General features: G+C 65.6%; 25 protein-coding genes. 17 read left to right on the top strand and 8 right to left on the bottom strand.

The genetic code is table 11. The features are described from left to right. Positions 1-132: 132 nt before the first annotated feature. Positions 133-933 (bottom strand): crotonase/enoyl-CoA hydratase family protein, encoded by an 801-nt coding sequence (locus AU193_RS13160; RefSeq protein ID WP_064422819.1) that lies wholly within the window; start codon positions 931-933, stop codon positions 133-135. Between the two features lie 69 nt (positions 934-1,002). On the opposite strand from AU193_RS13160, the gene AU193_RS13155 reads away from it, so the two are divergent. Both AU193_RS13155 and AU193_RS13150 read left to right on the top strand, forming a co-directional pair. Next, positions 1,003-2,655, top strand: a complete 1,653-nt coding sequence (locus AU193_RS13155) for an acyl-CoA synthetase (RefSeq protein WP_064422818.1) — start codon at positions 1,003-1,005, stop codon at positions 2,653-2,655. Beyond that, positions 2,655-3,776: a nitronate monooxygenase family protein gene (locus tag AU193_RS13150; protein WP_064422828.1), complete on the top strand. Its 1,122-nt coding sequence runs from the start codon at positions 2,655-2,657 to the stop codon at positions 3,774-3,776. Before AU193_RS13155 ends, AU193_RS13150 begins: the two co-directional genes overlap by 1 nt. 80 nt (positions 3,777-3,856) lie before the next feature. Here the strand turns inward: AU193_RS13150 and fadD17 are convergent, their stop codons facing one another. Genes fadD17 through AU193_RS13135 form a run of 3 tightly spaced genes read right to left on the bottom strand, consistent with a single transcriptional unit; the run spans position 3,857 to position 7,651 of the window. Then, positions 3,857-5,362, bottom strand: a complete 1,506-nt coding sequence (gene fadD17 / locus AU193_RS13145) for a long-chain-fatty-acid--CoA ligase FadD17 (RefSeq protein ID WP_064422817.1) — start codon at positions 5,360-5,362, stop codon at positions 3,857-3,859. 1 nt (position 5,363) lies between these two features. Then, positions 5,364-6,461 (bottom strand): acyl-CoA dehydrogenase family protein, encoded by a 1,098-nt coding sequence (locus AU193_RS13140; RefSeq protein ID WP_064422816.1) that lies wholly within the window; start codon positions 6,459-6,461, stop codon positions 5,364-5,366. Between the two features lie 8 nt (positions 6,462-6,469). Next, a complete protein-coding gene (locus AU193_RS13135; protein WP_064422815.1) occupies positions 6,470-7,651 on the bottom strand; it encodes an acyl-CoA dehydrogenase family protein in 1,182 nt (393 codons plus the stop codon). A gap of 145 nt (positions 7,652-7,796) precedes the next feature. On the opposite strand from AU193_RS13135, the gene AU193_RS13130 reads away from it, so the two are divergent. From AU193_RS13130 to AU193_RS13075, 12 genes are all read left to right on the top strand, one after another. Continuing rightward, positions 7,797-7,988 (top strand): ferredoxin, encoded by a 192-nt coding sequence (locus tag AU193_RS13130; RefSeq protein WP_064347982.1) that lies wholly within the window; start codon positions 7,797-7,799, stop codon positions 7,986-7,988. Between the two features lie 64 nt (positions 7,989-8,052). Beyond that, positions 8,053-8,979: a 3-oxoacyl-ACP reductase gene (locus AU193_RS13125; RefSeq protein WP_064422814.1), complete on the top strand. Its 927-nt coding sequence runs from the start codon at positions 8,053-8,055 to the stop codon at positions 8,977-8,979. Positions 8,980-9,241: 262 nt separating this feature from the next. Continuing rightward, positions 9,242-10,006 (top strand): ABC transporter permease, encoded by a 765-nt coding sequence (locus AU193_RS13120; RefSeq protein WP_064422813.1) that lies wholly within the window; start codon positions 9,242-9,244, stop codon positions 10,004-10,006. After that, a complete protein-coding gene (locus tag AU193_RS13115) occupies positions 10,003-10,845 on the top strand; it encodes an ABC transporter permease (RefSeq protein WP_064422812.1) in 843 nt (280 codons plus the stop codon). Before AU193_RS13120 ends, AU193_RS13115 begins: the two co-directional genes overlap by 4 nt. Positions 10,846-10,853: 8 nt before the next feature. Then, positions 10,854-12,053, top strand: coding sequence for an MCE family protein (locus AU193_RS13110; RefSeq protein ID WP_064422811.1), 1,200 nt, complete (start codon positions 10,854-10,856; stop codon positions 12,051-12,053). A 32-nt stretch (positions 12,054-12,085) separates the two neighbouring features. Beyond that, positions 12,086-13,123, top strand: coding sequence for an MCE family protein (locus AU193_RS13105; RefSeq protein ID WP_064422810.1), 1,038 nt, complete (start codon positions 12,086-12,088; stop codon positions 13,121-13,123). Continuing rightward, complete coding sequence (locus AU193_RS13100) at positions 13,113-14,174, top strand: MCE family protein (RefSeq protein ID WP_064422809.1); 1,062 nt, start codon at positions 13,113-13,115, stop codon at positions 14,172-14,174. Before AU193_RS13105 ends, AU193_RS13100 begins: the two co-directional genes overlap by 11 nt. Further along, positions 14,171-15,631, top strand: coding sequence for an MCE family protein (locus tag AU193_RS13095; RefSeq protein ID WP_064422808.1), 1,461 nt, complete (start codon positions 14,171-14,173; stop codon positions 15,629-15,631). Before AU193_RS13100 ends, AU193_RS13095 begins: the two co-directional genes overlap by 4 nt. Then, entirely contained in the window at positions 15,628-16,788 is a 1,161-nt protein-coding gene (locus tag AU193_RS13090) for an MCE family protein (RefSeq protein WP_064422807.1), read from the top strand. Before AU193_RS13095 ends, AU193_RS13090 begins: the two co-directional genes overlap by 4 nt. Next, positions 16,789-18,537 (top strand): virulence factor Mce family protein, encoded by a 1,749-nt coding sequence (locus tag AU193_RS13085; protein WP_064422806.1) that lies wholly within the window; start codon positions 16,789-16,791, stop codon positions 18,535-18,537. Next, on the top strand, positions 18,537-19,226 hold the full coding sequence (locus AU193_RS13080) for a hypothetical protein (protein WP_064422805.1): 690 nt from the start codon (positions 18,537-18,539) through the stop codon (positions 19,224-19,226). Before AU193_RS13085 ends, AU193_RS13080 begins: the two co-directional genes overlap by 1 nt. Continuing rightward, positions 19,226-19,711 carry a hypothetical protein gene (locus tag AU193_RS13075; protein WP_064422804.1) on the top strand — a complete coding sequence of 162 codons (486 nt, stop codon included), beginning with the start codon at positions 19,226-19,228 and terminating at the stop codon, positions 19,709-19,711. The genes AU193_RS13080 and AU193_RS13075 overlap by 1 nt, the downstream gene beginning before the upstream one ends. Here the strand turns inward: AU193_RS13075 and AU193_RS13070 are convergent. The 4 genes from AU193_RS13070 to AU193_RS13060 form a co-directional block, all read right to left on the bottom strand. Continuing rightward, complete coding sequence (locus AU193_RS13070; RefSeq protein WP_064422803.1) at positions 19,698-21,179, bottom strand: trehalose-6-phosphate synthase; 1,482 nt, start codon at positions 21,177-21,179, stop codon at positions 19,698-19,700. The genes AU193_RS13075 and AU193_RS13070 overlap by 14 nt on opposite strands. Continuing rightward, the gene (locus AU193_RS23135; protein WP_156425197.1) at positions 21,180-21,344 is read right to left on the bottom strand and encodes a hypothetical protein; all 165 of its coding nucleotides are present in this window, start codon (positions 21,342-21,344) and stop codon (positions 21,180-21,182) included. It lies immediately after the preceding gene. A gap of 50 nt (positions 21,345-21,394) precedes the next feature. Continuing rightward, positions 21,395-21,751: a hypothetical protein gene (locus tag AU193_RS13065; protein WP_064422827.1), complete on the bottom strand. Its 357-nt coding sequence runs from the start codon at positions 21,749-21,751 to the stop codon at positions 21,395-21,397. Between the two features lie 98 nt (positions 21,752-21,849). Continuing rightward, positions 21,850-22,203 carry a hypothetical protein gene (locus AU193_RS13060; protein WP_064422802.1) on the bottom strand — a complete coding sequence of 118 codons (354 nt, stop codon included), beginning with the start codon at positions 22,201-22,203 and terminating at the stop codon, positions 21,850-21,852. Positions 22,204-22,505: 302 nt separating this feature from the next. Between AU193_RS13060 and AU193_RS13055 the strand changes: the two genes are divergently transcribed. The 3 genes from AU193_RS13055 to AU193_RS13045 are packed head-to-tail and all read left to right on the top strand — an operon-like array spanning position 22,506 to position 25,878. Beyond that, positions 22,506-23,438 (top strand): enoyl-CoA hydratase, encoded by a 933-nt coding sequence (locus AU193_RS13055; RefSeq protein ID WP_064422801.1) that lies wholly within the window; start codon positions 22,506-22,508, stop codon positions 23,436-23,438. A 23-nt stretch (positions 23,439-23,461) separates the two neighbouring features. Beyond that, positions 23,462-24,319 (top strand): SDR family oxidoreductase, encoded by an 858-nt coding sequence (locus AU193_RS13050; RefSeq protein WP_371259196.1) that lies wholly within the window; start codon positions 23,462-23,464, stop codon positions 24,317-24,319. Between the two features lie 32 nt (positions 24,320-24,351). Further along, entirely contained in the window at positions 24,352-25,878 is a 1,527-nt protein-coding gene (locus AU193_RS13045; protein ID WP_064422800.1) for a CdaR family transcriptional regulator, read from the top strand. The last annotated feature ends 61 nt before the right edge of the window (positions 25,879-25,939 follow it).

Here is a 25,939-nt window from a genome sequence, read left to right as displayed (position 1 = left end):
CACACCGGCCCAGCGGTTAGCCGCACTCCTCGACCAAGCCGCCGCCTAAACGTTGCACTCACCGGTTGACAATGCCGACGGAAACCGTCGCAGGTTTCACAAACGAGCGAGGGCGCGGGGCGACGCCGCGAGCTATTTCATCTGGAAGTTCGGGGCGCGCTTCTCCTTGAACGCTCGCGGGCCCTCCTTGGCGTCCTCGCTGAGGAACACCGGGATGCCGTTGGCGGTGTCGGGCTTGAACGCGTCGTTCTCGTGCATGCCCTCGGTCTCGCGGATGGTCTTCAGGATCGCCTGCACCGCCAGCGGCCCATTGTTGTTGATCACCTCGGCTATCTCCAGCGCCTTGTCCAGCGCGGTGCCGTCGGGAACGACGTAACCGATCAGCCCGTACTCCTTGGCCTCGGTGGCGGTGATGTGCCGTCCGGTCAGCAGCAGATCGCACGCGATGGTGTAGGGGATCTGGCGCACCAGTCGCACCGCCGAGCCGCCCATCGGGTACAGGCTCCACTTGGCCTCGGAGATGCCGAACTTGGCACTCTCGCCGGCGATGCGGATGTCGGTGCCCTGCAGGATCTCAGTGCCGCCCGCGATGGCCGGTCCCTCGACGGCGGCGATCAGCGGTTTGGTCAGCCGCCGGCCCTTCAGTAGCGCGTCGATGCGCGAGGGGTCGTAGCTGCCGTCGGAGAACGAGTCACCCGGCGGCTTGGCCGTCGCCGCCTTGAGATCCATACCCGCACAGAAGTAGCCGCCGGCGCCGGTGAGGATGCAGCTGCGGATCTCGGGATCGCCGTCGACGCGGTCCCAGGCCTCGACCATGATCGAGAGCATCTCGGTCGAAAGCGCATTGCGCGCCTCGGGCCGGTTCAGCGTCAGGATCAGGGTGTGTCCGCGCTGCTCAATGAGGGCGTCGGGGCCCTTCTGGGGATCACTCACGGGGGTTCGCCTTCCAGCGTCGATGCCACAGACTTGTCTGGAAATGTAACACGTTCTAGTTTAGGTCCCGTGGCCCTGAACATCGCCGATCTCGCCGAGCACGCCATCGACGCCGTGCCAGACCGTGTCGCCCTCATCTGCGGCGACGACCAGTTGACGTACGCCCAGTTGGAGGAGCAGGCCAACCGTCTGGCCCACTACCTCATCGACCAGGGCGTCAAGAAGGACGACAAGGTCGGTCTCTACTGTCGCAACCGCAACGAGATCGTCGTTGCGATGCTGGGCATCGTCAAGGCCGGCGCCATCCTGGTCAACGTCAACTTCCGCTACGTCGAGAGCGAGCTGAAGTACCTGTTCGAGAACTCCGACATGGTGGCGCTGGTGCACGAGCGCCGGTATGCCGACCGCGTCGCGAACGTGCTACCCGAGACGCCCGCCGTGAAGACGGTTCTGGTGGTCGAGGATGGCAGCGACGACGAATACCAGCGCTACGGCGGCGTCGAGTTCTACTCCGCCCTCGAACAGGGTTCGCCCGAGCGCGATTTCGGTCCGCGCAGCGAGGACGACATCTACCTGCTCTACACCGGCGGCACCACCGGTTTCCCCAAGGGTGTGATGTGGCGTCACGAGGACATCTACCGGGTGTTGTTCGGCGGCACCGACTTCGCCACCGGTGAGTTCGTCAAGGACGAGTACGACCTGGCGAAGGCCGCCGCGGAGAACCCGCCGATGATCCGCTACCCGATTCCGCCGATGATCCACGGCGCCACCCAATCGGCGACCTGGATGTCGCTGTTCTCCGGTCAAACCACGGTGCTGGCACCGGAATTCGACGCCGACGAGGTCTGGCAGACCATCGAGAAGCACAAGGTGAACCTGTTGTTCTTCACCGGCGACGCGATGGCTCGCCCGCTGCTCGACGCGTTGACCAAACTGCACGACGCCGGTCAAGAGCCCGACCTCTCGTCGCTGTTCCTGCTCGCGAGCACGGCCGCGTTGTTCTCGACCAGCATCAAGGAGAAGTTCCTCGAACTGCTGCCCAACCGGGTGATCACCGATTCGATCGGGTCCTCCGAGACGGGTTTCGGCGGCACCAGCATCGTGGCCAAGGGGCAGTCGCACACCGGCGGGCCGCGGGTGACGATTGACCACCGCACCGTCGTTCTCGACGAGAACGGCAACGAGGTGAAGCCCGGATCGGGCGTACGCGGGTTGATCGCGAAGAAGGGAAACATCCCGGTCGGGTACTACAAAGACGAGAAGAAGACTGCCGAGACGTTCAAGACGTTCAACGGGATTCGCTATGCGATCCCCGGTGACTACGCGACCGTCGAAGAAGACGGCACTGTGACGATGCTCGGCCGTGGCTCGCAATCCATCAACAGCGGCGGCGAGAAGATCTACCCCGAAGAGGTCGAGGCCGCACTCAAGGGTCATCCCGACGTGTTCGACGCGCTCGTGGTCGGGGTGCCCGACGAGCGGTACGGCCAGTGTGTCGCGGCGGTCGTCCACCGGCGCCCGGGCACCAACCCGACGCTGGCCGAGCTCGACACATTCGTACGGCGTGAGATCGCGGGATACAAAGTGCCGCGCAAGGTTTGGTGGGTCGACGAGATTCATCGCACGCCCGCCGGGAAGCCGGATTACCGCTGGGCCAAGGACACCACCGAGGAACGGCCCGCCGACGACGTGCACGCCAACCACGTGGGGTCCGGTGCATGATGCGCACCGAGCTGTGTGACCGCTTCGGCATCGAGTACCCGATCTTCGTCTTCACGCCGTCGGAGAAGGTCGCCGCGGCGGTCAGCAAGGCGGGCGGCCTGGGCATGCTGGGCTGCGTGCGGTTCAACTCGGCCGACGATCTCGAAGACGTCCTGTGCTGGATGGACGAGAACACCGACGGCAAGCCCTACGGCGTCGACGTGGTGATGCCCGCCAAGGTGCCCCAGGAGGGCACGGCGGTCGACATCGACAGGTTGATCCCGCAGAGCCATCGCGACTTCGTCGACAAGACCCTTGCCGATCTCGGCGTTCCACCGCTACCGGAGGACGAGGCGCGCAACGAGGGCGTGCTCGGGTGGCTGCACTCCGTGGCGCGCTCGCATGTCGAGGTCGCACTCAAGCATCCGATCAAGTTGATCGCCAACGCGCTCGGCTCACCACCGAAGGACGTCATCGACCAGGTGCACGCCGCCGGAGTTCCGGTCGCCGCCCTGGCCGGCAGCGCCAAACACGCTCAGCGCCACGTGGACAACGGCGTCGACATCGTGGTCGCGCAGGGACATGAGGCCGGTGGACACACCGGTGAGATCGGCTCGATGGTGCTCTGGCCGGAGATCGTCGACGCGCTGGACGGCAAGGCACCGGTGTTGGCGGCCGGCGGGATCGGCACGGGTCGGCAGGTGGCCGCGGCGTTAGCCCTTGGCGCGCAGGGTGTCTGGATGGGTTCGGCGTTTTTGACGGCCGCCGAGTACGACCTCGGCCACCGCAAACCCGGCGGCATCTCCACCATCCAGGAGGGGCTGCTGCGGGCGACGTCAGCCGACACCGTGCGCCGACGGATCTACACCGGTAAACCCGCCCGTCTGCTCAAGACGAAATGGACGGACGCCTGGGACGCCCCCGACGCACCCGAGCCGTTGCCGATGCCGCTGCAGAACATCCTCGTCAGCGAGGCGCATCAGCGCATGAACGAGTCGGACAACCCCGACACCGTGGCGATGCCGGTCGGCCAGATCGTGGGCCGGATGAACGAGATCCGCCCGGTCGCCGACATCATCGCGGAGCTGGTGGCCGGCTTTGACGAGGCCACGCGCCGGCTCGACGGCATCCGCGGCGATTGACTTCCCGGTCGAGCGTGGGCTCGACGCACGCGAATTCGCGGAATGCGTGACACGGCGCCGCGCTCGGCGCGAAGTATGCGTTATCGCGGCATCGGATACACCGGATCGGCGCACTCTGTGCCCTCGGCCGCCAACTGCCGCTTGATCACCTTGAACGTCTCCGTGCGGGGCAGCGCCGTGCTGATCCGCACATACGACGGCCACTGCTTGGGCCCGAGATCAGGCTGCGCAGTGAGAAATTCGCGGAAGGCCTCGACATCGAAGGTTGCCCCGTCGGCCAGCGTGAGTGCGGCCATCACCTGGTCGCCGACATCCGGCGCCGGTATCCCGTACACCGCCACTTCGACCACGTCCGGGTGCCGCAGCAGCACCCGCTCGATCGGCGCCGAACCGAGGTTCTCGCCATCCACGCGCATCCAGTCGCCGAGGCGGCCCGCGAAGTACGCGAAGCCGTTCTCGTCGCGGTAGGCCAGGTCGCCACTGTGGTACACGTCACCACGCATCCGCTCGGCGTCGGCCTCCGGGTCGTTGTAGTAACCCTCGAAACGCCCTGCGTCCGAGACGTTGACGAGCTCGCCGGTCACGCCGGGCGGACACGGTTCGCCGGTGTCCACATCGACGATCTCGGTGCCGGGCGGGAGCGGGCCCAACGCGCCGGGCGGAGTGTCGGGCGTGCCGGCGATCGCGATACCACCCTCCGTCGAGCCGAATCCATCCATCACCACCGCGCCGAACCGCTCTGCGAACCGCTCGACATCGGCGGGGGCACCCTCGTTGCCGTACACCGCCCGCAACGGATTGTCCGCGTCGTCGGGCCGCTCGGGTGTCGCGAGGATGTACGACAGCGGCTTGCCCACGTAGTTCGCGTACGTCGCCCCGAAGCGCCGGATGTCGGGCAGAAACTGCGACGCGGAGAACTTGCGGCGCAACGCCAACGACGCGCCCGACGCCAGCGCCACCGCCCAGCCCACCAACACCGCGTTGGAGTGGAACAGGGGCATCGACACGTAGCAGACGTCGCTGGGACCGAGGTCGAACCGCTGCCTCATCGTCACACCCGCCACCGCAACCTTGCCGTGGCTGCACTTGACGGCCTTCGGATCACCGCTCGTGCCCGATGTGTAGATCAGCATGAACAGGTCCGCGGGTTCGGCATCGCGCACCGTTACCGGCTCATCGGCGAAGGCCGCCACCTCGTCCGCCCATTCCGGTGAGTCGACGTCGATATGGTCGATGCCGTCGGTCACGTCTCGTGATCCCGAATCTGCAAGCACCAGTTGACAATCGGCATGCGCGATATCGCGCTGCAGCGCCGCACCCCGTCGGACCGGGTTGAGGCCGACCGGCACGATGCCGGTCAGCCCCGCGGCGGCCAGGACCGCGGAGAAGAACGGCGTGTTCTGCAGCAGCACTCCGACGTGAGGGGGCCGGTCGGGATCGAGACGCGCCCGCAACGCGGCGGCGACGGCCGTCGCGTACTGCAGATGGTCGCGCCAGGTGGTGAACGTGTCCTCGAAGAGCACTCCGCGGTCGTCGACGTCGATCAGCGGCGCCAAGAGTTCCGCGACCGTGGGCAGCCTGTTCACCTCACGCGGGCGTATCGGCCAACTCCCGACCGATGCGCAGCAGTTGACCCGTCGCGCCGCCGACCGCGAACTCGGTCTGCTTGGCCGCCAGAAAATACCGGTGCACGGGGTGGTCGATGTCGATCCCGACGCCGCCGTGCACGTGCACCGTCGTGTGCGCGACGCGGTGGCCGGCGTCGGCGGCCCAGAATGCGGCGGTGCTGACGTCGACATCAGCGGGAAGATCCTCGGAAAGCCGCCAGGCGGCCTGGGTCACGGTCAACCGGAGCGCCTTGACGTCGATGTAGCCGTCGGCCAGCCGCGACGACACCGCCTGGAAGCTGCCGATCGGCCGGTCGAACTGCTCGCGTTCGCGCGCGTACGCCGCGGTGAGCTCCAGCGCGCGTTCCAGCACACCTAGTTGAAAAGCACTGCACCCCAGCGCGGCTCGCGTGGTCAACCACGACACGACGTCACCCTCGCCGACGAGGCGGCCGTCGCCGACCGCGGTGCCCTGCAGCTCCAGATGTCCGACGCTGCCGTGACCGGTGGTGCTCAACGACTCGACCGTCACGCCGGGGTCCGCTGCCGCCACCAGAAAGACCCTGACGCCCGAATCCGTTTCGGCCGGGATCAGGAATGCGTCGGCAACCGGCCCGTAGGGCACCTGCGTGCGAGTGCCGGTGAGCCGGTAACCGTCGCCGCTCGATTGGGCCTGCACCGGACCCTGTCCCATTTCGCCGTCGAGTGCGACGGTGAGGATCTTGTCGCCCTTGACGGCGGGCACCGCCCACTGCTGCCGCAGCGCCTCGGGGGCGAACCCGGCCAGCGCTCCGGCGCCCAGCACGACCGACTCCAGATACGGCACCGCGGACAACTGCCTGCCGAGTGCGACCAGGATGGCCACCTGTTCGAGCACCCCGAATCCGCCGCCGCCCACCGACTCCGGAGCGGCGGCCGAGAGCACGTCGGCTTCGATCAGCTTGCCCCACAGCGCACGGTCGAACCTCTGCTCGAGGCCATCCAGTTCGCGCTGGCGTTCGGGCGTCACGACCGAATCGACGATGGTGCGGACCAGTCCGCCGAGGTCTTCGGACGCTTCCGTTGTCTTGAAGTCCATGTCGAGTCCTATCGATTCACTCGGGGCAGGCCGAGCGCGACCATGCCGATGATGTCGCGCTGAATCTCGTTGGTCCCGCCGCCGAACGTCAGGATCAGGCAGCTGCGGTGCATCCGTTCGATCCGTCCGCGCAGCAGGGCTCCCGGCGTGCCCGAACGCAGCGTGGCCGATGTGCCGAGTACCTCCATCAGCAGGCGGTAGGCCTCGGTCGCCAGTTCGGTGCCGAACACCTTGGCCGCCGAGGCGTCCGCCGGAGAGGGCGCGGCCTCGTCCGAGGACGCCAGTTCCCAGTTGATCAGCTTGAGCACCTCGGCCTTGGCGTGCACCCGGGCCAGGTTGAGCTGCACCCACTCGGAGTCGATCAGCCGGCGGCCGTGTACATCCTTGGTGTTCTGCGCCCACTCGCGAACGCCGTTGAGCGCCAGGAAGATCGGCTGTGCCGACACCAGGGCGACACGCTCGTGGTTGAGCTGGTTGGTCACCAGCTTCCAGCCGGCGTTCTCCTCGCCGACCAGATTGCTGACGGGCACCCGCACGTCGGAGTAATAGGTGGCGCTGGTGTCGACCCCCGCCATGGTGTGCACCGGTGTCCAGGAGAAACCTTCCGCGGTGGTGGGAACGATCAGCATCGAGATTCCGCGGTGCTTCTTGGCCTCGGGATTGGTGCGCGCGGCCAGCCACACGTAATCGGCGTAGGCGATCAGGCTCGTCCACATCTTCTGGCCGTTGATCACGTACTCGTCGCCGTCGCGAACGGCGGTGGTGCGCAACGACGCCAGGTCGGTGCCGGCGCCGGGCTCCGAGTAGCCGATCGAGAAGTGCAGGTCGCCGGCGGCGATCTTGGGCAGGAAGAACTTCTTCTGTTCCTCGCTGCCGAAGTGCATGATCGTCGGCGCCACGCTGTTGATCGTCAGGAACGGCACCGGGACGTTGGCGATTGCGGCCTCGTCGTTGAAGATCAACCCGTCGATGGGAGGCCGCTCCTGGCCGCCGAACTCCTTGGGCCACGACAACGTGAGCCAGCCGTCCTTGCCCATCTGCGCGACGGTTTCGCGGTAGACGTTGCCCCGGCCCATCTCGCCGTCGTTGGAGGCCAGCGCCTCGGCCCGCTCGGGCGTCATCAGCTTGGTGAAGTAGGCGCGCAGCTCGCGGCGCAGCTCTTCCTGCTCTGGGGTGTAGCCGATCCGCATCGCCTTGTCCTAACTTCTCTAGAGGCACGAAGTGGCATACCGGGAGCCAGCCCCGATTCACTCCCGGTTGTAACACGTTCTAGTCTTGGGGTCCAGGCCGGTGCCACACTGGGCTCGGAGCAGCTTTGACCGCGAGGAGGTTGTGATGAGGGTGGAAGTGGACCGGGACCGGTGCGAGGGCAACGCGGTTTGCGTGGGAATCGCGCCCGACCTGTTCGATCTCGACGACGACGATTACGCGGTGGTCAAGCTCGACCCGGTGCCCGCCGACCAGGAGGATCTGGCCGAGCAGTCCATCGCGGAGTGCCCGAGAGCGGCGTTGCTTCGCAGAGACTAGAGGTATTCATAAATTGTCGACCCACGCGGGCATCCGTGGGGGTACCACCCATCCGAGGAGTGGCATGAGTACAGACCCCAACGACCTGTCCGGCCGCGTGGCGGTGGTGACCGGCGCGGCGGCAGGGCTGGGACGCGCCGAGGCCATCGGCCTGGCCCGGGCCGGAGCGACCATCGTCGTGAACGACATCGCCGCCGCGCTCGACAAGTCCGACGTGCTGGACGAGATCTCCGCGGCAGGCGCCAAGGGCGTGGCGGTGGCGGGGGACATCAGCGAGCGCTCGACTGCCGACGAACTGGTGGAAACGGCCGACGGACTCGGCGGCCTGGGCATCGTCGTCAACAACGCCGGCATCACCCGCGACCGCATGCTGTTCAACATGTCCGACGAGGACTGGGATGCGGTGATCGCCGTGCACCTGCGCGGGCACTTCCTGCTGACCCGCAACGCCGCCACCTACTGGCGCGCGAAAGCGAAGGAGAACGCGGCAGATGGGGCTGGCCAGGTCTACGGCCGGGTCATCAACACCTCGTCCGAAGCCGGGCTGGTGGGACCGGTCGGGCAGGCCAACTACGGCGCCGCCAAGGCCGGGATCACGGCGTTGACGCTGTCGATGGCCCGGGCGCTGGAGCGCTACGGCGTGCGGGCCAACGCCATCGCGCCCCGGGCCCGCACCGCGATGACCGCCGACGTGTTCGGCGAAGCGCCGGAGTTGGCGGAAGGCCAGATCGACCCGTTGTCGCCCGAGCATGTCGTGAACCTGGTGCGTTTCCTGGCCTCCCCGGCGGCCGAAGGGGTCAACGGTCAGCTCTTCATCGTCTATGGTCCAACGGTGACACTGGTGGCAGCGCCGACGGTCGAGGCGCAATTCAGCGCCGAATCCGATGCCTGGGACCCTTCGAAGCTGTCCGAAACCCTTCAGGAGTACTTTGCTGGACGCGATCCGCAGAAGTGTTTCTCGGCCACCGGACTGATGAACCAGCAAGACTGACCGTCTCGGTCGTTACGGCTGAGCTGTACTAGAACACGTTCTAGAATGAGCTGGGTCACACCGGCTCTGACCAGCGCAAAAATCACAATATGACTCCATTTTTAGAGCTTTGACACTCCGAACGTGTTCTAGTTAGTATGATCCGGCTCACCGAGAGCAACGCTTAGCCGAGGGGTGGGAAGTCCGCGGTGACAATGTATTTCGCCTCTTCGCCACGAAGACTACGCGTCGGACATCCCGCCGCCCGAGAACGGAGCAAAGGTTGATCGAACAGCTCGCGGCACCGGCTCGGGCCGTGGGCGGGTTCGTCGAGATGTCCTTTGACACGTTCGCCAAGACCTTTCGCCGCCCATTCCAGTTTCGGGAATTCCTGGACCAGACCTGGATGATCGCGCGCGTGTCGCTGGTGCCGACCTTGTTGGTCGCCATTCCGTTCACGGTGCTGGTCGCGTTCACCCTCAACATCCTTCTTCGCGAAATCGGGGCCGCCGACCTGTCCGGCGCAGGCACCGCTTTCGGGACCATCACCCAACTCGGACCGGTGGTGACCGTGCTGGTGGTGGCGGGCGCCGGCGCGACCGCCATCTGCGCCGACCTGGGTGCGCGCACCATCCGCGAGGAGATCGACGCAATGCGCGTGCTAGGCATCGACCCGATCCAACGGCTCGTGGTTCCCCGGGTGCTGGCGTCGACGTTCGTCGCATTGCTGCTGAACGGTTTGGTCTGCCTGATCGGGTTGTCAGGTGGCTACGTGTTCTCGGTTTTCCTTCAAGGCGTCAACCCAGGCGCATTCATCAACGGGCTGACGGTGCTGACGGGTCTCGGTGAACTCGTCATGGCCGAGATCAAGGCTCTTCTTTTCGGAGTCGTGGCCGGCTTGGTCGGGTGCTACCGCGGCTTGACGGTTCAAGGTGGCCCCAAGGGTGTCGGTATTGCGGTCAACGAAACGGTCGTATATGCCTTCATCTGCTTGTTCGTGATCAACGTGATCATGACCGCCATCGGCGTGAGAGTGCTCGTCCGATGAGCTACGACGTCACTGTCCGGTTTCGCCGCTTCTTCAGCGGCTTCCCGAAAGCCGTCGACACTATCGGTGAACAAGCTCTGTTCTATGGCGAGACGATTCGCTATCTGCCCAACGCGGTCCGTCGGTACCGCACGGAGACGGTCCGCAACATCGCTGAGATGACCATGGGCACAGGCGCCCTGGTGATGATCGGTGGCACCGTCGGCGTGGCGGCGTTCCTGACCCTCGCGTCGGGCGGGGTCATCGCAGTGCAGGGTTACTCGTCGCTGGGCAATATCGGCATCGAGGCGCTGACCGGCTTCTTGTCGGCCTTCCTCAACGTCCGCATCGTCGCGCCGGTGATCGCGGGCATCGCGCTGGCGGCCACAATCGGCGCAGGCACCACCGCACAACTCGGGGCCATGCGGGTGGCCGAGGAGATCGACGCCGTCGAAGCGATGGCGGTGCACTCGGTGTCCTATCTGGTCTCGACCCGCCTGATGGCCGGCATGGTCGCGATCATCCCGCTGTATTCACTGTCGGTGTTGGCCGCTTTCTTCGCCGCGCGATTCACCACGGTGTTCATCAACAACCAATCGTCCGGGCTGTACGACCACTACTTCAGCACCTTCCTGGTCCCCACCGATCTGCTGTGGTCCTTCCTCCAGGCGATCGTCATGGCGATCGCGGTCATGCTGGTGCACACCTACTACGGGTACAACGCTTCCGGCGGACCGGTCGGCGTCGGCATCGCGGTCGGCCAAGCGGTGCGGACCTCCTTGATCGTCGTCGTCACCATCACCCTGTTCATCTCACTCGCCGTTTACGGTGCGTCCGGCAACTTCAACCTCTCTGGATAGGGGAGAAGATGGCAGACACCGAGGCGAACCGCAGCCACGTGAGGATCGCTGCTGCGATCCTCACGGCCCTGCTCGTGGCTGCCACCGTGTTCACCTACTTGGCGTACACGGCGGCGTTCACCCCGGTGGACTCGGTGACCGTGACCTCTCCGCGCGCCGGTCTGGTGATGGAGCGCGACGCGAAGGTCAAGTACCGGGGCGTGCAGATCGGCGAAGTGAAGTCCATCGAATATGCCGGTGACGAGGCGAAGTTGACGCTGGCCATCGACCGCGGCGAGATGCGCTTCATTCCGGCTAATGCGGTCGTACGCATTGCCAGCACAACGGTTTTCGGTGCCAAGGCGGTGGAGTTCCTTCCGCCCGATGAGCCGGTCGGGCAGCTGAAGCCAGGGGCCACGGTGGCTGCGAAGGACGTCCAACTCGAGGTCAACACGCTGTTCCAGACGTTGACCAACGTGCTGGAGAAGATCGATCCGATCAACCTGAACGCCACGCTGAGTGCAGTCGCCGAGGGCCTGCGCGGCAATGGCGAAGATGTCGGCGCGATGCTGTCCGGCCTCAACTACTACCTGCAGCAGTTGAACCCGAAGCTGCCGACACTGGAACAGGATCTGCAGAAGACCGCGGTTGTGGCCAACATCTACGGTGACGCCGGTCCGGACTTGGCGCGCATCCTCGACAACGCGCCCACCATCAGCGACACGATCGTCGATGAGCAGGGCAACCTCAACGCCACCCTGCTGGCCGCGACAGGCCTTGCCAACAACGGAACCGCGACCCTCGAACCGGCGGAGAACGACTACATTGCGGCCATTCAACGCCTGCGGGCGCCGCTGAAGGTGGCAGCTGATTACTCGCCGGAGTTCGGCTGCCTGTTCAAGGGCACTGCGCTGGCGATAGACCGGTTCGCCCCCGTCATCGGCGGCATCCGGCCGGGCCTGTTCGTCGCATCGAACTTCCTGCCCGGTTCGCCGGCGTACACATATCCGGAGAGCCTGCCGGTCGTCAACGCAACAGGCGGCCCGAATTGCCGTGGCCTACCGGACGTTCCGAGCAAGCAGTTCGGCGGATCCTGGTACCGCTCACCTTTCCTCGTGACCGATAACGCCTATGTGCCCTACCAGCCGAACACCGAGTTGCAGTTCGACGCTCCGTCGACGCTGCAGTGGTTGTTCAACGGGGCATTCGCGGAAAGGGACGACTTCTGATGACGAGCGCTTGCGCGAGGAGCCGAGGATAAATGCGCGGCGACAAGACGTTGCTCTACGTCAGCATCTTCACCGTGGTGATGGTGTTGGTCGCGGCCATGCTCGTCGTGGTCTTCGGCGAGTTCCGGTTCACGTCGGAGAAGGGTTACCACGCGACGTTCACCGATGCATCGCGGCTCAAGGCCGGTCAGGATGTCCGGATCGCGGGTGTTCCCGTCGGCACCGTGAAGGGTCTGAAGCTCAACCCCGACAACACCGTCGATGTCGCCTTCGATCTCGACCGGCGTTACCAGCTATACACGTCGACGCGCGCGGTGGTGCGCTACGAGAACCTGGTCGGCGACCGGTATCTCGAGATCACCTCGGGCCCCGGTGAATTGCGCAAGCTGCCGGCAGGCAGCACCATTCCCCTGCAGAACACGCAACCGGCTCTGGACCTCGACGCCCTGCTCGGTGGGCTGCGCCCGGTACTCAAAGGCCTCGACGGGCAGAAGGTCAACGAGGTCAGCAGTGCGGTGATCGAACTGTTGCAGGGTGAGGGCGGCGCCCTGTCGAATCTGCTCTCGACGACGAGCGCATTCACCCAGAACCTCGCGGCCCGTGACCAGTTGATCGGCGATGTCATCAATAACCTGAACACCGTGCTCGCCACCGTCGACGAAAAGGGCGAACAGTTCAACGCCAGCGTCGATCAACTCCAGAAGCTCATCACCGGCCTTGCGCAAGGCCGAGATCCGATCGCCGGAGCCATCCCTCCGTTGGCTTCGGCCGAGAACAATCTGACCGACATGCTCACTCAGTCACGGCGCCCGATTCAGGGCGTCATCGAGAACGTCCGTCCGCTGGCCCAGCGCCTCGACGAGCGTAAGGCCGACGTCAACAAGGTGATCGAGCCGCTGGCCGAGAATTATCTGCGGCTCAACGCGCTCGGCGCATACGGTTCGTTCTTCAACATCTTCTACTGCTCGACGCGCCTGAAGATCAACGGCCCCGCGGGCAGCGACATTCTGATTCCGCTGGGCGGACCCCCGGACCCGTCGAAGGGCAGGTGTGCACCCAATGTCGACTAGAGCTGACGACTCGAACCCCTTGCGCACCGGGATCTTCGGGATCTTCCTGATTGTCTGCCTCGTGCTGGTGTCGTTCGGATACTCCAGCTTGCCGTTCTTTCCGCAGGGCAAGCCGTACGAAGCGTTCTTCTCAGACGCGGGCGGGATCACGCCGGGCAACGAGGTCAACGTCTCGGGTATCAGTGTGGGGAACGTGACGGGCGTCGAGTTGGCCGGTGACACCGCCAAGGTGACCTTCACCGTCGATCGCGACATCAGGGTCGGTGACCAGACGATGGTGGCCATCAAGACCGACACGGTGCTTGGCGAGAAGTCCCTGGCGGTCACGCCTCAAGGCAGCGGCGAGGCGACGTCGATCCCGTTGAGTCGCACCACCACTCCGTACACGCTCAACACGGCGCTGCAGGATCTGGGACAGAATGTCAGCGAACTGGACAAGCCGCGGTTCGAGCAGGCACTGCAGACGCTCACCGAATCGCTGCGAGAAGCCACCCCTCATCTGCGCGGTGCGCTCGACGGCGTCGCCAACCTGTCACGCAGCCTGAACAAGAGGGACGAGGCGCTCGATCAGCTACTGGCACATGCCAAGCGGGTTTCCGACACCCTGGCACAGCGAGCGGGTCAGGTGAACCAACTGATCGTCGACGGCAACATGTTGTTCGCCGCGCTGGATGAGCGGAGGCAGGCGCTGAGCAACCTGATCGCGGGCATCGACGATGTGTCCGAACAGATCTCCGGATTCGTCGCGGACAACCGGCGCGAGTTCAGGCCCGCGCTCGAAAAGCTGAATCTGGTCCTGGACAACCTGCTCGAGCGCCGCGAGCACATCAACGAGGCGCTCAAGCGACTACCCCCGTATGCCACCGCGCTCGGCGAGGTGGTCGGGTCCGGGCCCGGTTTCCAGATCAACCTCTACGGCCTGCCGCCCGCGCCGCTGGCAGAGGTGTTGCTGGACTTCTACTTCCAGCCAGGCAAGTTGCCCGACAGCCTTGCCGACTATCTTCGCGGATACATCTCGGAGCGCCTGATCATTAGGCCGAAGTCCCCATGACGCAAGCGACCTCGTCTCTGACCCGCCGCCGATGGGTGCGGCCGACACTGGCGGCCCTGTTGGTGATCACGCTGGCGGTGGGGGTGTTCCTGGTGTGGCCTACGCGCGTCGGAAACAAGCTGACGGCGTATTTCAGCTCTGCGGTCGGGCTCTATCCTGGAGACGACGTCCGGATCGTCGGAGTGCCGGTCGGGACGATCGACTCGATCGAACCGCGAGCCACCGACGTAAAGGTCACCATGACGCTGGACCACGGCGTACAGGTGCCCGCCGATGCGAAGGCACTCGTGATCGCGCCTAACCTGGTGTCGGCCCGTTTCGTTCAGCTCACGCCCGCCTACACGGGCGGCACCACGATTGCTGACGGCGCCCAGATCGGCTTGGACCGTACCGCGGTGCCCGTCGAGTGGGACGAAGTGAAGGAGCAGTTGACGCAGCTGAGTGCGCAGCTCGGACCGAAACCCGGTTCCGCGCAGGGTCCGTTGAGTGCACTCGTGAACCAGGCCGCGGACACCTTCGACGGCAACGGAGACACGTTCCGCCAGGCTTTGCGGGAGCTGTCGCAGACCGCGGGCCGGCTCGGCGACTCGCGCACGGACCTGTTCGGGACGATTCGCAACCTGCAGGTTCTCGTCAATGCGCTCTCGAACAGCAACGAGCAGATCGTGCAGTTCTCGGACCATGTCGCCTCGGTCTCGCAAGTACTGGCGGAGAGCACAGTCGATCTCGACAACACGCTCGGCACACTCAATCAGGCGCTCTCCGACGTACGCGGCTTCCTCAACGAGAGCAACAGTGCGCTGATCGAACAAGTCAACAAGCTAACCGACTTCACCAGCATCCTGACCGAACGCAGCGAGGACATCGAACAGGTTCTGCATATAACTCCCAACGGGTTGTCGAACTTCTACAACATCTACAACCCGGCTCAGGGAACCGTGGGCGGCCTCCTGACGTTGCCCAACTTCGCCAACCCCGTGCAGTTCATCTGCGGCGGCGCCTTCGAAGCCGCGCCGACACCCGACAACTACAAGCGCACCGAAATCTGCCGCCAACGGATGGGTCCGGTGTTCAAGCGGATCGCGATGAACTTCCCACCGCTGCTGTTTCATCCGATCAACAGCATCACCGCGTACAAGGGTCAAATCATCTACGACACTCCTGCCACGGAGGCCAAGGCCGAAACTCCGGTTCCGTATCTGCAGTGGCAGAACGCACCGGGTGTGACACCACCGCAGGTGTCGGCTGATATGGACCTCAGCTCCCTGTTCGCGCCGCCCACTGCGGAATCCACGCTCCCCACTTCACAGGGGGGCCCAGGCCAGCCGACGCCTCCGGTCTCGCATGCCGGTGGGCCATCCGGCGATGCGCCGGAACCGGGGCCGGCCGCGGAACCGAACGAACCCGTGGCGCCAGTGCCCATGCCGGCACCGCTGCCTTCGGGAGGTGCACCGTGATACGGAGGACGCTGGCGCTGTCGTCGTTGGCCGCACTGCTGGCCGGATGCTCGTTCGGCGGGCTGAACTCGCTCAACATGCCGGGCACCGCGGGGCACGGCGCAGGGTCTTACAAGATCACCGTCGAATTGCCCGATGTCGCAACGTTGCCGCAGAACTCCCCGGTCATGGTCGACGACGTCACGGTCGGCAGCGTGTCCGGTATCGATGCGGTACAGCGTTCCGACGGCACGTTCTATGCCGCCGTCGAGCTGGCGTTGGACGGCAACGTCGATCTTCCCGAGAACGCAACCGCGAAGGTAGCCCAAACCTCGCTACTGGGTTCGCAACACATCGAGTTGGCCGAACCGCAAGATGTACGCGGCGTCGGCAAGTTGAAGGACGGCTCCCACATTCCGCTGGATCGCACCGGCCGGTATCCGACCACAGAAGAAGTGTTGTCCTCGCTCGGCGTCGTGGTGAACAAGGGAAATCTCGGTGCACTGCAGGACATCACCGAGGAGACCTACAACGCGGTCGTCGGGCGGCAGGGCACCTTCGCGGACCTCATCCCCAGGCTGAGCGAGCTGACGGGTGCGCTCGACCGCCAAACGGGCGAGATCATCGCTGCGGCAGAGGGAATCAACCGGTTCTCGAGCATCCTTGCGAGCAGCAGGGACTCGCTGGGGCGCACGCTCGACAGCCTCCCTGGGGCGTTGAAGGTCCTGAACGACAACCGAGCCAACATCGTCGACGCGTTCGGCGCGCTGCAGCGGTTCGCCACTGTGGCTTCACGCATCCTCGAACAGACCAAGGATGACTTCGCCGCGGACTTCAGAGATCTGTATCCGGTGGTCAAGGCTTTCAATGACAACGCCGACTACATCATCAAGGACCTCGAACTCCTGCCGACGTTCCCGTTCCACTACAAGTATCTGAAGAATGCGGTTCGCGGCGACTACCTCAACGTGTACACGACGTTCGACGTGACACTGCGCCGTACCGGTGAGTCCGTCTTCACGACGTCGTGGGGCCTGGATCCCAACATGAAGCGGATGCACGAGATCATCACCCCGCCTGACTTCATGACCGGCTCCTTGGCCAATCTGTCAGGTCAGGCCGCGGATCCCTTCGAGATCCCGCCGGGGACGGCTACACAGCACGGGGAGGGCCCATAGATGCTGAGTCGCCTGACCCGGATCCAATTGTCGATATTCGCCGTCGTCACCGTGCTCACCGTCGGCGCGATCTCGATCTTCTATCTGAAGGTGCCCGCCGCGCTGGGCATCGGCGCCTACCGAGTGACCGCCAATTTCGTTGCGGCGGGCGGACTCTACGAGAACGCGAACGTCACTTATCGCGGTGTGACAATCGGCCGGGTCGAGTCGGTCGGGCTCACCGACGACAGCGTCGTCGCGAAGATGCGCCTCAACAGCGGCACACCGGTGCCCGACAACGTATCGGCCACGGTCAAGAGCGTTTCGGCCGTCGGCGAGCAATACATCGACCTGGTGCCGCCCGAAAATGCATCCAGCGCCACACTCCGGGACGGATCCAACATCGGGCTGGACCGCACCGCGATCGGCCAGGACATCGCAGGACTGCTGCAAGAGGCCGAAGACCTCGTGAACAGCGTTGGGGACAGCAGAATCCAGGATCTACTGCGCGAGACGTTCAAGGCGTTCAACGGATCGGGACCCGAACTCGCGCGTCTGATCCAGTCGTCCCGGCTGTTGATTGATGAGGCGAACGCGAACTACGGGCAGACGTTACAGCTGATCGACCAGGTGGGTCCATTCCTCGACGCGCAGATCCGCAGTGGCGATGACATCCGCTCTCTCGCGGACGGACTCGCCCGCCTCACCACCGAAGTCGCCAACGCCGATCCACAGCTGCGGACGACATTGCAGACCGTGCCGGGTGCGACCGCCGAAGCCAACGAGTTGTTCGCCGGAATCCGACCGTCCTTCCCCGTGTTGGCGGCCAACCTGGCCAACTTCGGGCGGATAGGCGTCATTTATCGCAAGTCGCTGGAACATTCGCTGGTGGTGTTCCCGGCGCTGATGGCTGCCCTGCTGACGGTCGGCGGCGGGCTGCCAGCCGACGAAGGCGGCAAGCTCGACTTCAAGATTCACCTGCAGGATCCACCGCCGTGCTTGACCGGCTTCGTGCCCGCGACCGAAATGAGATCTCCCGCCGACGAGTCTCTGCGGGAACTGCCCAAGGATCTGTACTGCAAGACACCGCAGAACGATCCCGCCGTGGTACGCGGTGCTCGGAACTACCCGTGCCAGGAGTTTCCGGGCAAGCGGGCACCGACGATCCAGTTGTGCCGTGACCCGCGCGGTTATGTCCCGATCGGCAACAATCCCTGGCGTGGTCCGCCAGTTCCGCTCGGCACGCCCATGGATGTGATGGAGGACGATACGCCCGAAGATGGGCGAAATATCCTTCCGCCGAACAAGTTTCCCTACATTCCACCGCAGGTGGACCCCGACCCCGGCGCACCTGCGGTGCACCTGCCGCCGGGGGTTCCGCCGGGCGCTGGACCCGCACCGCACGCGCCGTTCCCGCTGCCCACGCCACCCAACGAGGTTCAACCGACCCTGCCGCCGGCGTGGCCGTTCTTCACCCCACCCGACCAAGTGGTGCCGCCGTACGGCAGGACGCCACCGCCACCACCGGGTGCGCCCGCACCGCCGCCTGCTGGTGTGGCCCCTGCGCCGCCTGCGCCGGGACCGCCACTGCCGGCCGAAGCGCCGCCGATGGCGTCGGGGCCGGGGACGGGCCCGCGCATCGCCACTTACGACCAGAACGGTACGTTCGTCGACCCCGAGGGTGGAAGTGGCGTACTCGCGGCCGGTACTGACAAACTGGCGCCTGCAGAAAACTGGGTTGATCTGATGTTGGCTCCAAGGCAGGCGTGATGACGGAAGACACGGCTTCGACGGCAACCGCACCGAGGCCGGCGGCACGTCGCCGGGCATCGCGCCCGGCCGGCCCGGCCGGCGGTGAGCGCGCGGCAACTGTGAGCGTCGAGCCGCCAAAGACGGTGCGCGTCCGCCTGGCCAGGCCTGCCGGACCACCGCCGCGTAGGCAGCCGAACCGCAAGCTGGTGGCGACACTTTTCCTGTCGGTGGCCGCGGTGGCCGTCGCCATCTTGGCCGCGGTCAGCGCGGTGATGGTCGTCCAGCAACGCGACGCGCAGGCTGTCCAGGAACGCCAACAGCACTTCGTCGACACCGCATCTCAACTCGTGGTCAACATGTTCAGCTATGACCAGGACAGCATCGACGCCAGCGTGGACCGCTTCGTCAACAGCACGAGCGGTCCGCTACGGGCGATGATGACCGAAGGCAACAACACCGAGAACCTCAAGCTGCTCTTCCAGAGTACAAACGCCAGCGCCGAAGCGGTGATCAACGGTGCGGCGCTCGAGAAGATCGACGAAGTGGCCAACAACGCCGCCGTCCTGGTATCGGCACGGGTCACCGTGACCGATCTGGACGGCAACAACCAACCGTCCCAGCCGTATCGATTGCGAGTCATCGTGCACGAGGACGACAACGGGCACATGACCGCCTACGACCTCAAGTATCCCGACGGAGGCAACTGATGGCGCGTCGTCTCGTCGGCGCACTGTCGGTTCTTTTGGCAACCGGATTCATCGCGCTGGCGGGTGTCGGTGGTTGGCTCTACTGGAACCGCGTCGAGCAGCGCGGCGAGCAGGCCGCTCGTAGTGAACTGGCCCCGTTGGCGGAGCGGCAGATCCCCAAGGTCTTCGGCTACGACTATCAGACCGTCGAGCGCACGCTCAACGAGGTCTACCCGATGCTCACCCCGAGTTACCGCCAGGAGTTCCGCGACCGCGCGGACAGGGACATCATCCCGCAGGCGCGAGAACGCCAGTTGGTCAGCCAAGCCCACGTCGTTGGGGTCGGCGTGCTCGACGCGCACCGCGAATCAGCTTCCGTGATGGTGTATTTGAACCGCACCGTCACCGACAAGTCCAAGAAACCCGTCTACGACGGCAGCCGGTTGCGGGTCGACTACCAGAAGGTCGACGGCAAGTGGCTGATCCAGTACATCACTCCGATCTAGACGGAGCGGGTTCCCGGTCGGCCGACCGCGTCGAAGCCAGCGCATCGAGGAACGCCCGCGCCCAGCGGTCGACGTCGTGTGCGAGCACCTGCCTGCGCAGCGCCCGCATGCGGCGCCTACCCTCTTCGGGTGCTTGGTTCAGCGCGGCCTCGATGGCCTCCTTGACGCCCTCGAGGTGATGCGGATTGGCGAGGTAGGCCTGGCGTAATTCCGCTGCCGCACCGGTGAACTCGCTGAGAACCAACGCGCCGCCCAGATCGCTTCGACACGCGACGTACTCCTTGGCGACGAGGTTCATGCCGTCGCGCAGCGGGGTGACCAGCATGACATCGGCCGCCACGAAATAGGCGATCAACTCCTCGCGTGGCACCGGGCGGTGCAGGTAGTGCACGATCGGATGACCGACCTCACCGTATTCGCCGTTGATGTGGCCGACCTGACGTTCGATGTCCTGCCGCATCTGGATGTAGCTCTCCACCCGCTCCCGACTGGGTGTCGCAAGCTGGACGAGCACGGTGTCTTCGCGGTCGGCCCGGCCCTCGGCGAGCAGTTCAGACAACGCCCTGAGCCGGACGTCGATGCCCTTCGTGTAGTCCAGTCGGTCCACGCCCAGAAGGATCTTGCGGGGGTGGCCCAACTCCTTGCGAATGTCCTTGGCGCGCTGGCGGATCGACCGGGATCGCGCCTGCTGGTCGAGCGCCGCCGAGTCGATCGAGATCGGGAAGGCGCCGACCTTCACGGTGCGGGAGCCGAAATTGACCTCACCGAATCGCGACCGGACGCCGATGGTCGCTCGGGATGTGTTGGCGCCGAGCAACCTTCGGGCCAGGATGAGGAAGTTCTGCGCACCGCCGGGCAGATGGAACCCGACGAGATCGGCACCGAGCAGGCCTTCGATGATCTCGGTGCGCCACGGCATCTGCATGAACAACTCGACCGGCGGGAACGGGATGTGTAGGAAAAATCCGATGGTCAGGTCCGGGCGCAGCGTGCGCAGCATCCGGGGCACCAGCTGCAATTGATAGTCCTGGACCCAGACGGTGGCGCCCTGCGCGGCTTGCTTGGCGGTGGCCTCCGCAAAGCGCCGGTTCACCATCACGTAGGTGTCCCACCACTCGCGGTGGTAGATCGGCTTGACGATCACGTCGTGGTACAGCGGCCACAGGGTCGCGTTCGAGAAACCTTCGTAGTACTTGGCGACGTCGTCGGCGGACAGCTTGACCGGGCACAGGGTCATGTCGTCCTGCTGGATGGGCTCATCGTCGGCGTCGGGTACACCGGGCCAGCCGATCCACGCGCCGCGTCGGCGGCGGAGCAACGGCTCCAGGGCCGTGACCAGTCCGCCCGGACTTCTCTTCCAGGTGGTGCTGCCGTCGGGCAATCGCTCCATGTCGATTGGCAGGCGGTTGGCCACCACCACGAAATCGGCGCTGCCGGAGCCGGCCCATTGACCGTCCCCTGAAAACACTTACGCCTCGAGTTTCGAGGGCCCAATGCCGAGCATCGAGAGGAACATCCGGCATTCTTCGGCGTCTTTTGCGTACGCGGCGACGACGCGGCGCGCCTGGCGGGCGGTGCTGTCGGCGAGCGGTTCGACGTCGCCCAGCTCGGCGGGATCTGATTTCGCAGGCATACGACAACTGTATGCGAAGCAGCGACCGAGCCGGTCGGCTAACCCTCCGGCTAGGGACTGTGGCTGAACACCGGGGCCGGGGGCGCTGTCACGGTCTGCGCCTGGGCCTCTTCGGCCAGACCGATGCAGCCGCCCTGGTTGTGGCCGATGCATGGAACGCCCATGACCTCCGGGACGTCGGGGTTACCCGGTTGCGTGCTGAACACCGGGCCGGCGTTGGGCACCGTGTGGGGCACGCAGTTGCCGGTGAACGGGTCCGGTTCCTCCCCGCCGGCGCAGCTCTGAGCCTGCGGCGCAACGGTGGACGTGGGTGCTGCGAAGACGGAGACCATCGGCGCCGCGGCGATCGCAACCGCAAAGCCACCGGCAAGGATCAGCCGTCGTACAGGGGACTTCAAGATTGCCATCGTCACGCCTTCAGTAGTGATCAACGGTGCCGTCGGCAAGATTCTATGGAAGCTCCCAGCTTTCTGCACAGCTTCGCGAAGTTGCCTGCCTGATTCGGCTACGGGCTGGCGCTGATGCTGGAGCGGGGCTGCGCGGGCGGACCGGTCGCCGCCTGGTCCTCGGCCAACCCCAGGCAGGCGCCTGCGTTGTGCCCGATGCACGGGATGCCCTGGATTTCCGGGACGTCCGGATTAGCCGCGGTGACCTGGAACGGAGGCGGTGAATTCGGGACCACGAACGGCACGCACGTCATGGTGAACTGGTCCGGCTCCTCGCCCCCTTGGCAGCCCTGAGCCAAGGCCTCACTCGAATCCGACACCGAATACACGGCGGCCATGGGACCGGCCGCGGCCGCGACCAGGAAAGCGCCGGTGAGAACCAGTCTCCGGATCGGGACCGAGAATTTCGTCATTCCGCGATTCTAGGAGCCGATCCGTTGATTCGTGCACCGTTGCGTCGTCGTCGGGGCATGACAGCGGCTCGACGCGACGAAGGTGTGGCGGCAACGGACGCTTTGCGGCTATGGCCCGCCATACGAATCCCCGTCTGGCTTAGGTCATTTCATCGAAGTGGCGAAGTCCGGCGGTGCCTGCGATCGCATCGGTGGTCGTATCGGTGAGTCGGCTGTCAGGTTGCTGCGGCACCGCTGAGTGAGCGATGCGGGGCGCACCGTAATGTGCAGGTGATCCAACAACTCAAGTGAGGTGAACCGCGATGGCGAGCCCTGATCTGACCAGCGCCGATGCCGGAGGCGGTGCGGCGCAACAGGTGACGTACGAGACGCTCGACGACGGCCGGATCGCCCGCATCTGGCTGAACCGTCCGGATGCGCAGAACGCCCAGTCCCGCACGCTGTTGGTGCAGTTGGACGAGGCATTCGGCCGCGCCGAAGCCGATGACCGCGTGAGGGTGGTGATCCTGGCCGCGCGGGGCAAGAACTTTTCGGCCGGGCATGACCTGGGGTCGGAAGAGGCCATGCTGGAGCGACAGCCGGGCCCCGCTCAGCATCCGACGTTCCGATCGCACGGCGCCACCGTGCCGGCGATCGCCGAGCGCACCTATCTGCAGGAGTGGCACTTCTTCTTCGAGAACACCCGCCGGTGGCGGGATCTGCGGAAGATCACCATAGCCCAGGTGCACGGCAATGCGATCTCGGCGGGCCTCATGCTCATCTGGGCGTGTGATCTAATCGTCGCGGCCGACGATGCCAAGTTCAGCGACGTGGTGGCCGTGCGGATGGGAATGCCCGGTGTCGAGTATTACGCGCACCCATGGGAATTCGGCGCCCGAAAGGCCAAAGAGCTTCTGTTGACCGGTGATTCGATCGACGCCGAGGAGGCGTACCGCCTCGGCATGGTGTCGAAGATCTTCGCGCGCGGCGAACTCGAGGACAAGACACTCGAATTCGCCCGCCGGATCGCCGAGCGCCCCACGATGGCGGCGCTGCTCGTCAAGGACTCGGTCAACGCCGCCGCCGACGCGATGGGGTTCACCGAGGCGTTGCGCCATGCGTTCCACATCCACGAGCTCGGGCATGCGCATTGGGCGGCGCACAACGAGAATCGCTACCCGGTCGGACTCCCGCCCAACGTGCCGGATTGGCGCACGCTCGGCGCCCCCAAGCCCGCCCGCCGTGACGAGCCGTGACGTATAACGAGAACCTGTTCTAGATGACGAAGGGGTTTGCGGTGGAGTTGTCCTTGACGGGTCGGACGGTAATGGTCACGGGCGGTGGCAGCGGCATAGGCAAGGGCGTGGCGGCCGCGGTGGTGGCGGCGGGCGGCAACGCGATGCTCGTGGGCCGCAACGCCGACAAGCTGTCCGGTGCGGCCGACGAGATCAAGGCGCAGGGCGGTCCTGGTTCGGTGCTCTACGAGCCGGCCGACGTGACGAACGAGGACGAGGTGGCGCGCGTCGTCGAGGCCACCACGGCATGGACCGGCCGACTGTACGGCGTCGTGCACTGTGCCGGTGGCAGCGAGACGATCGGGCCCATCACGCAGATCGATTCCGAACTGTGGCGACGCACCGTCGATCTGAACATCAACGGCACCATGTATGTGCTCAAGCACTCGGCGCGCGAGATGGTGCGCGGTGGCGGCGGATCCTTCATCGGCATCTCGTCGATCGCGGCCAGCAACACCCACCGCTGGTTCGGTGCATACGGGGTTTCGAAGGCGGGCATCGACCACATGATGCAGCTCGCCGCCGACGAACTCGGCGCCTCCTGGGTGCGCGTGAATTGCATCCGCCCCGGCTTGATCCGCACCGAACTCGTCGCACCCGTACTCGAATCCCCCGAACTCAGTGGCGACTACGCGGCGTGTACGCCGCTACCGCGGCCGGGCGAGGTCGAAGACATCGCCAACGCGTCGCTCTTCCTGCTCAGCGATGCCGCCAGTTTCATCACGGGCCAAGTCATCAATGTCGACGGCGGTCAGCTGGTGCGGCGTGGCCCCGACTACTCGTCCATGCTGGAGCCGCTTTTCGGGGCGGAGGGACTGCGGGGAGTCGTCTCCAACCAGTGAGCACGCCCCCGACAGCGCGGTAACGTCGGCCCGTGGTCACCTTGGACCGGCTGGTCAACGTGCTGGGCAGCTACGGCGTGCGCCTGCGCTTCTGCCCGATCCCGCGCTCGACGGAGTTGGGCAGCGTGGTCATGCACGAGGTCACCGACGGCCGCACGATCACCGGCGACGTGCTGCTGGCGATCGGCGCACGAACGGTGAACGAGGCGCTGCGGTGGGCGGTTTCGGCGCGCGCGATGGTGGTCCTACTTCGTGACGGCGACGACGACACCACGTTCGCGGGGATGGTCGAGGGCGTCGCGGTGATGGTCGTCGATCAGGCGGTGCCCTGGAGCGAGCTCTCCGCCATCGTCTACGGCCTGGTGTTGGAGGGCCGGGAAACGGAATCGGGCCGTGGCCCAACGGATTTGTTCGCACTCGCCGACAGCTTGGCCGAATCGGCCGGTGGCGCGGTGACCATCGAGGACCCGCTGTCCCGCGTGCTCGCGTACTCGACTATGCAGGAGAACGCCGACCCCGCCCGCGTCGCGACGATCATGAACCGGCAAGCGCCGGAGTCGTTGCGTGAATACTTCGCGTCCCAAGGCGTGTTCACGCATCTGGCGTCCTCGGACGAACCGATGTTCATCGCGCCGAACGCCGACCAGGGTCTGTCCGGCCGCACGGTTGTCCCCGTGCGGTCGGGTCGAGAGCTCATGGGCGCGGTGTGGGTGTCCTCCCCCGAGCCGTTGGTGGAACCCGAACGCACGGCGCTGACCGACAACGCCAGGACCGTCGCTCTGCACTTGTTGCGGTCGCGCGCCAGTGCGGATCTGGAACGTCAGGTCGAATCCGATCTGGTGCTGCGGTTACTTGACGGCAGTGCCGAAGCCGCGGCGTCGGCCAGCCGGCTGGGGTTGTCGCAGGGGCCGATGCGGGTCATCGCGGTGCAGGCGTCGATCGGTGGCGAACGGGATGCGGCGCTTCTGTTGACCTTCGAACGCGCGACCGCCGGCTTCGGTTGGTCACGCCCGGGTCGCAGCGCACTGGCCGGCAACACGATCTACACCTTGATGCCCGGCGATCGCGTCGCCGGCGCTCGCAAGTGGGTCGACGCCTTGAAGGCGGCGTTGCCGGACCGGGTCACGGTGGTGGCCGGCATCAGCAAGGGCGCGGTGGCCGTCGATCTGCCCGCGGCGCGCCTTGAGGCCGACGAGTGCCTGGCGCTGCACGAGATGGGGCCGCCTGACGCCGCGCCGCCCGCCTACGACGAGTCGTGGGACGAGATCCTGCTGCAGCGCCTCCGGACCGCCGCACGCTCGGGGCGCACGCCGGACAGGGGACCGGTCGCCGAGTTACGCCGCCACGACCAGAACCACGCCACCGAGTACATCCCGACGTTGCGGGCGTATCTGGAGGCACTGGGCGATCCCACTCAGGCGGGGCACCGGTTGGGCGTCCACGAGAACACCGTGCGATACCGCCTGCGCAAGATGGGTGAGGTCACCGAACTCCCCTTGGAGGACGCCCGCAAGCGCCTCGCCATGATGATCGAACTCGCCGCGATCGACACCGACTGAGCCGACCGAGCGGACCGGGCTCGACCAGGTCGTTGTCGGATCACCACAACGGCGCCCGGGT

The sequence above is a fragment of the Mycobacterium sp. GA-1285 genome, from assembly GCF_001499905.1.
Taxonomy (GTDB): domain Bacteria; phylum Actinomycetota; class Actinomycetes; order Mycobacteriales; family Mycobacteriaceae; genus Mycobacterium.
This window is presented reverse-complemented; position numbering and strand designations above follow the sequence as displayed.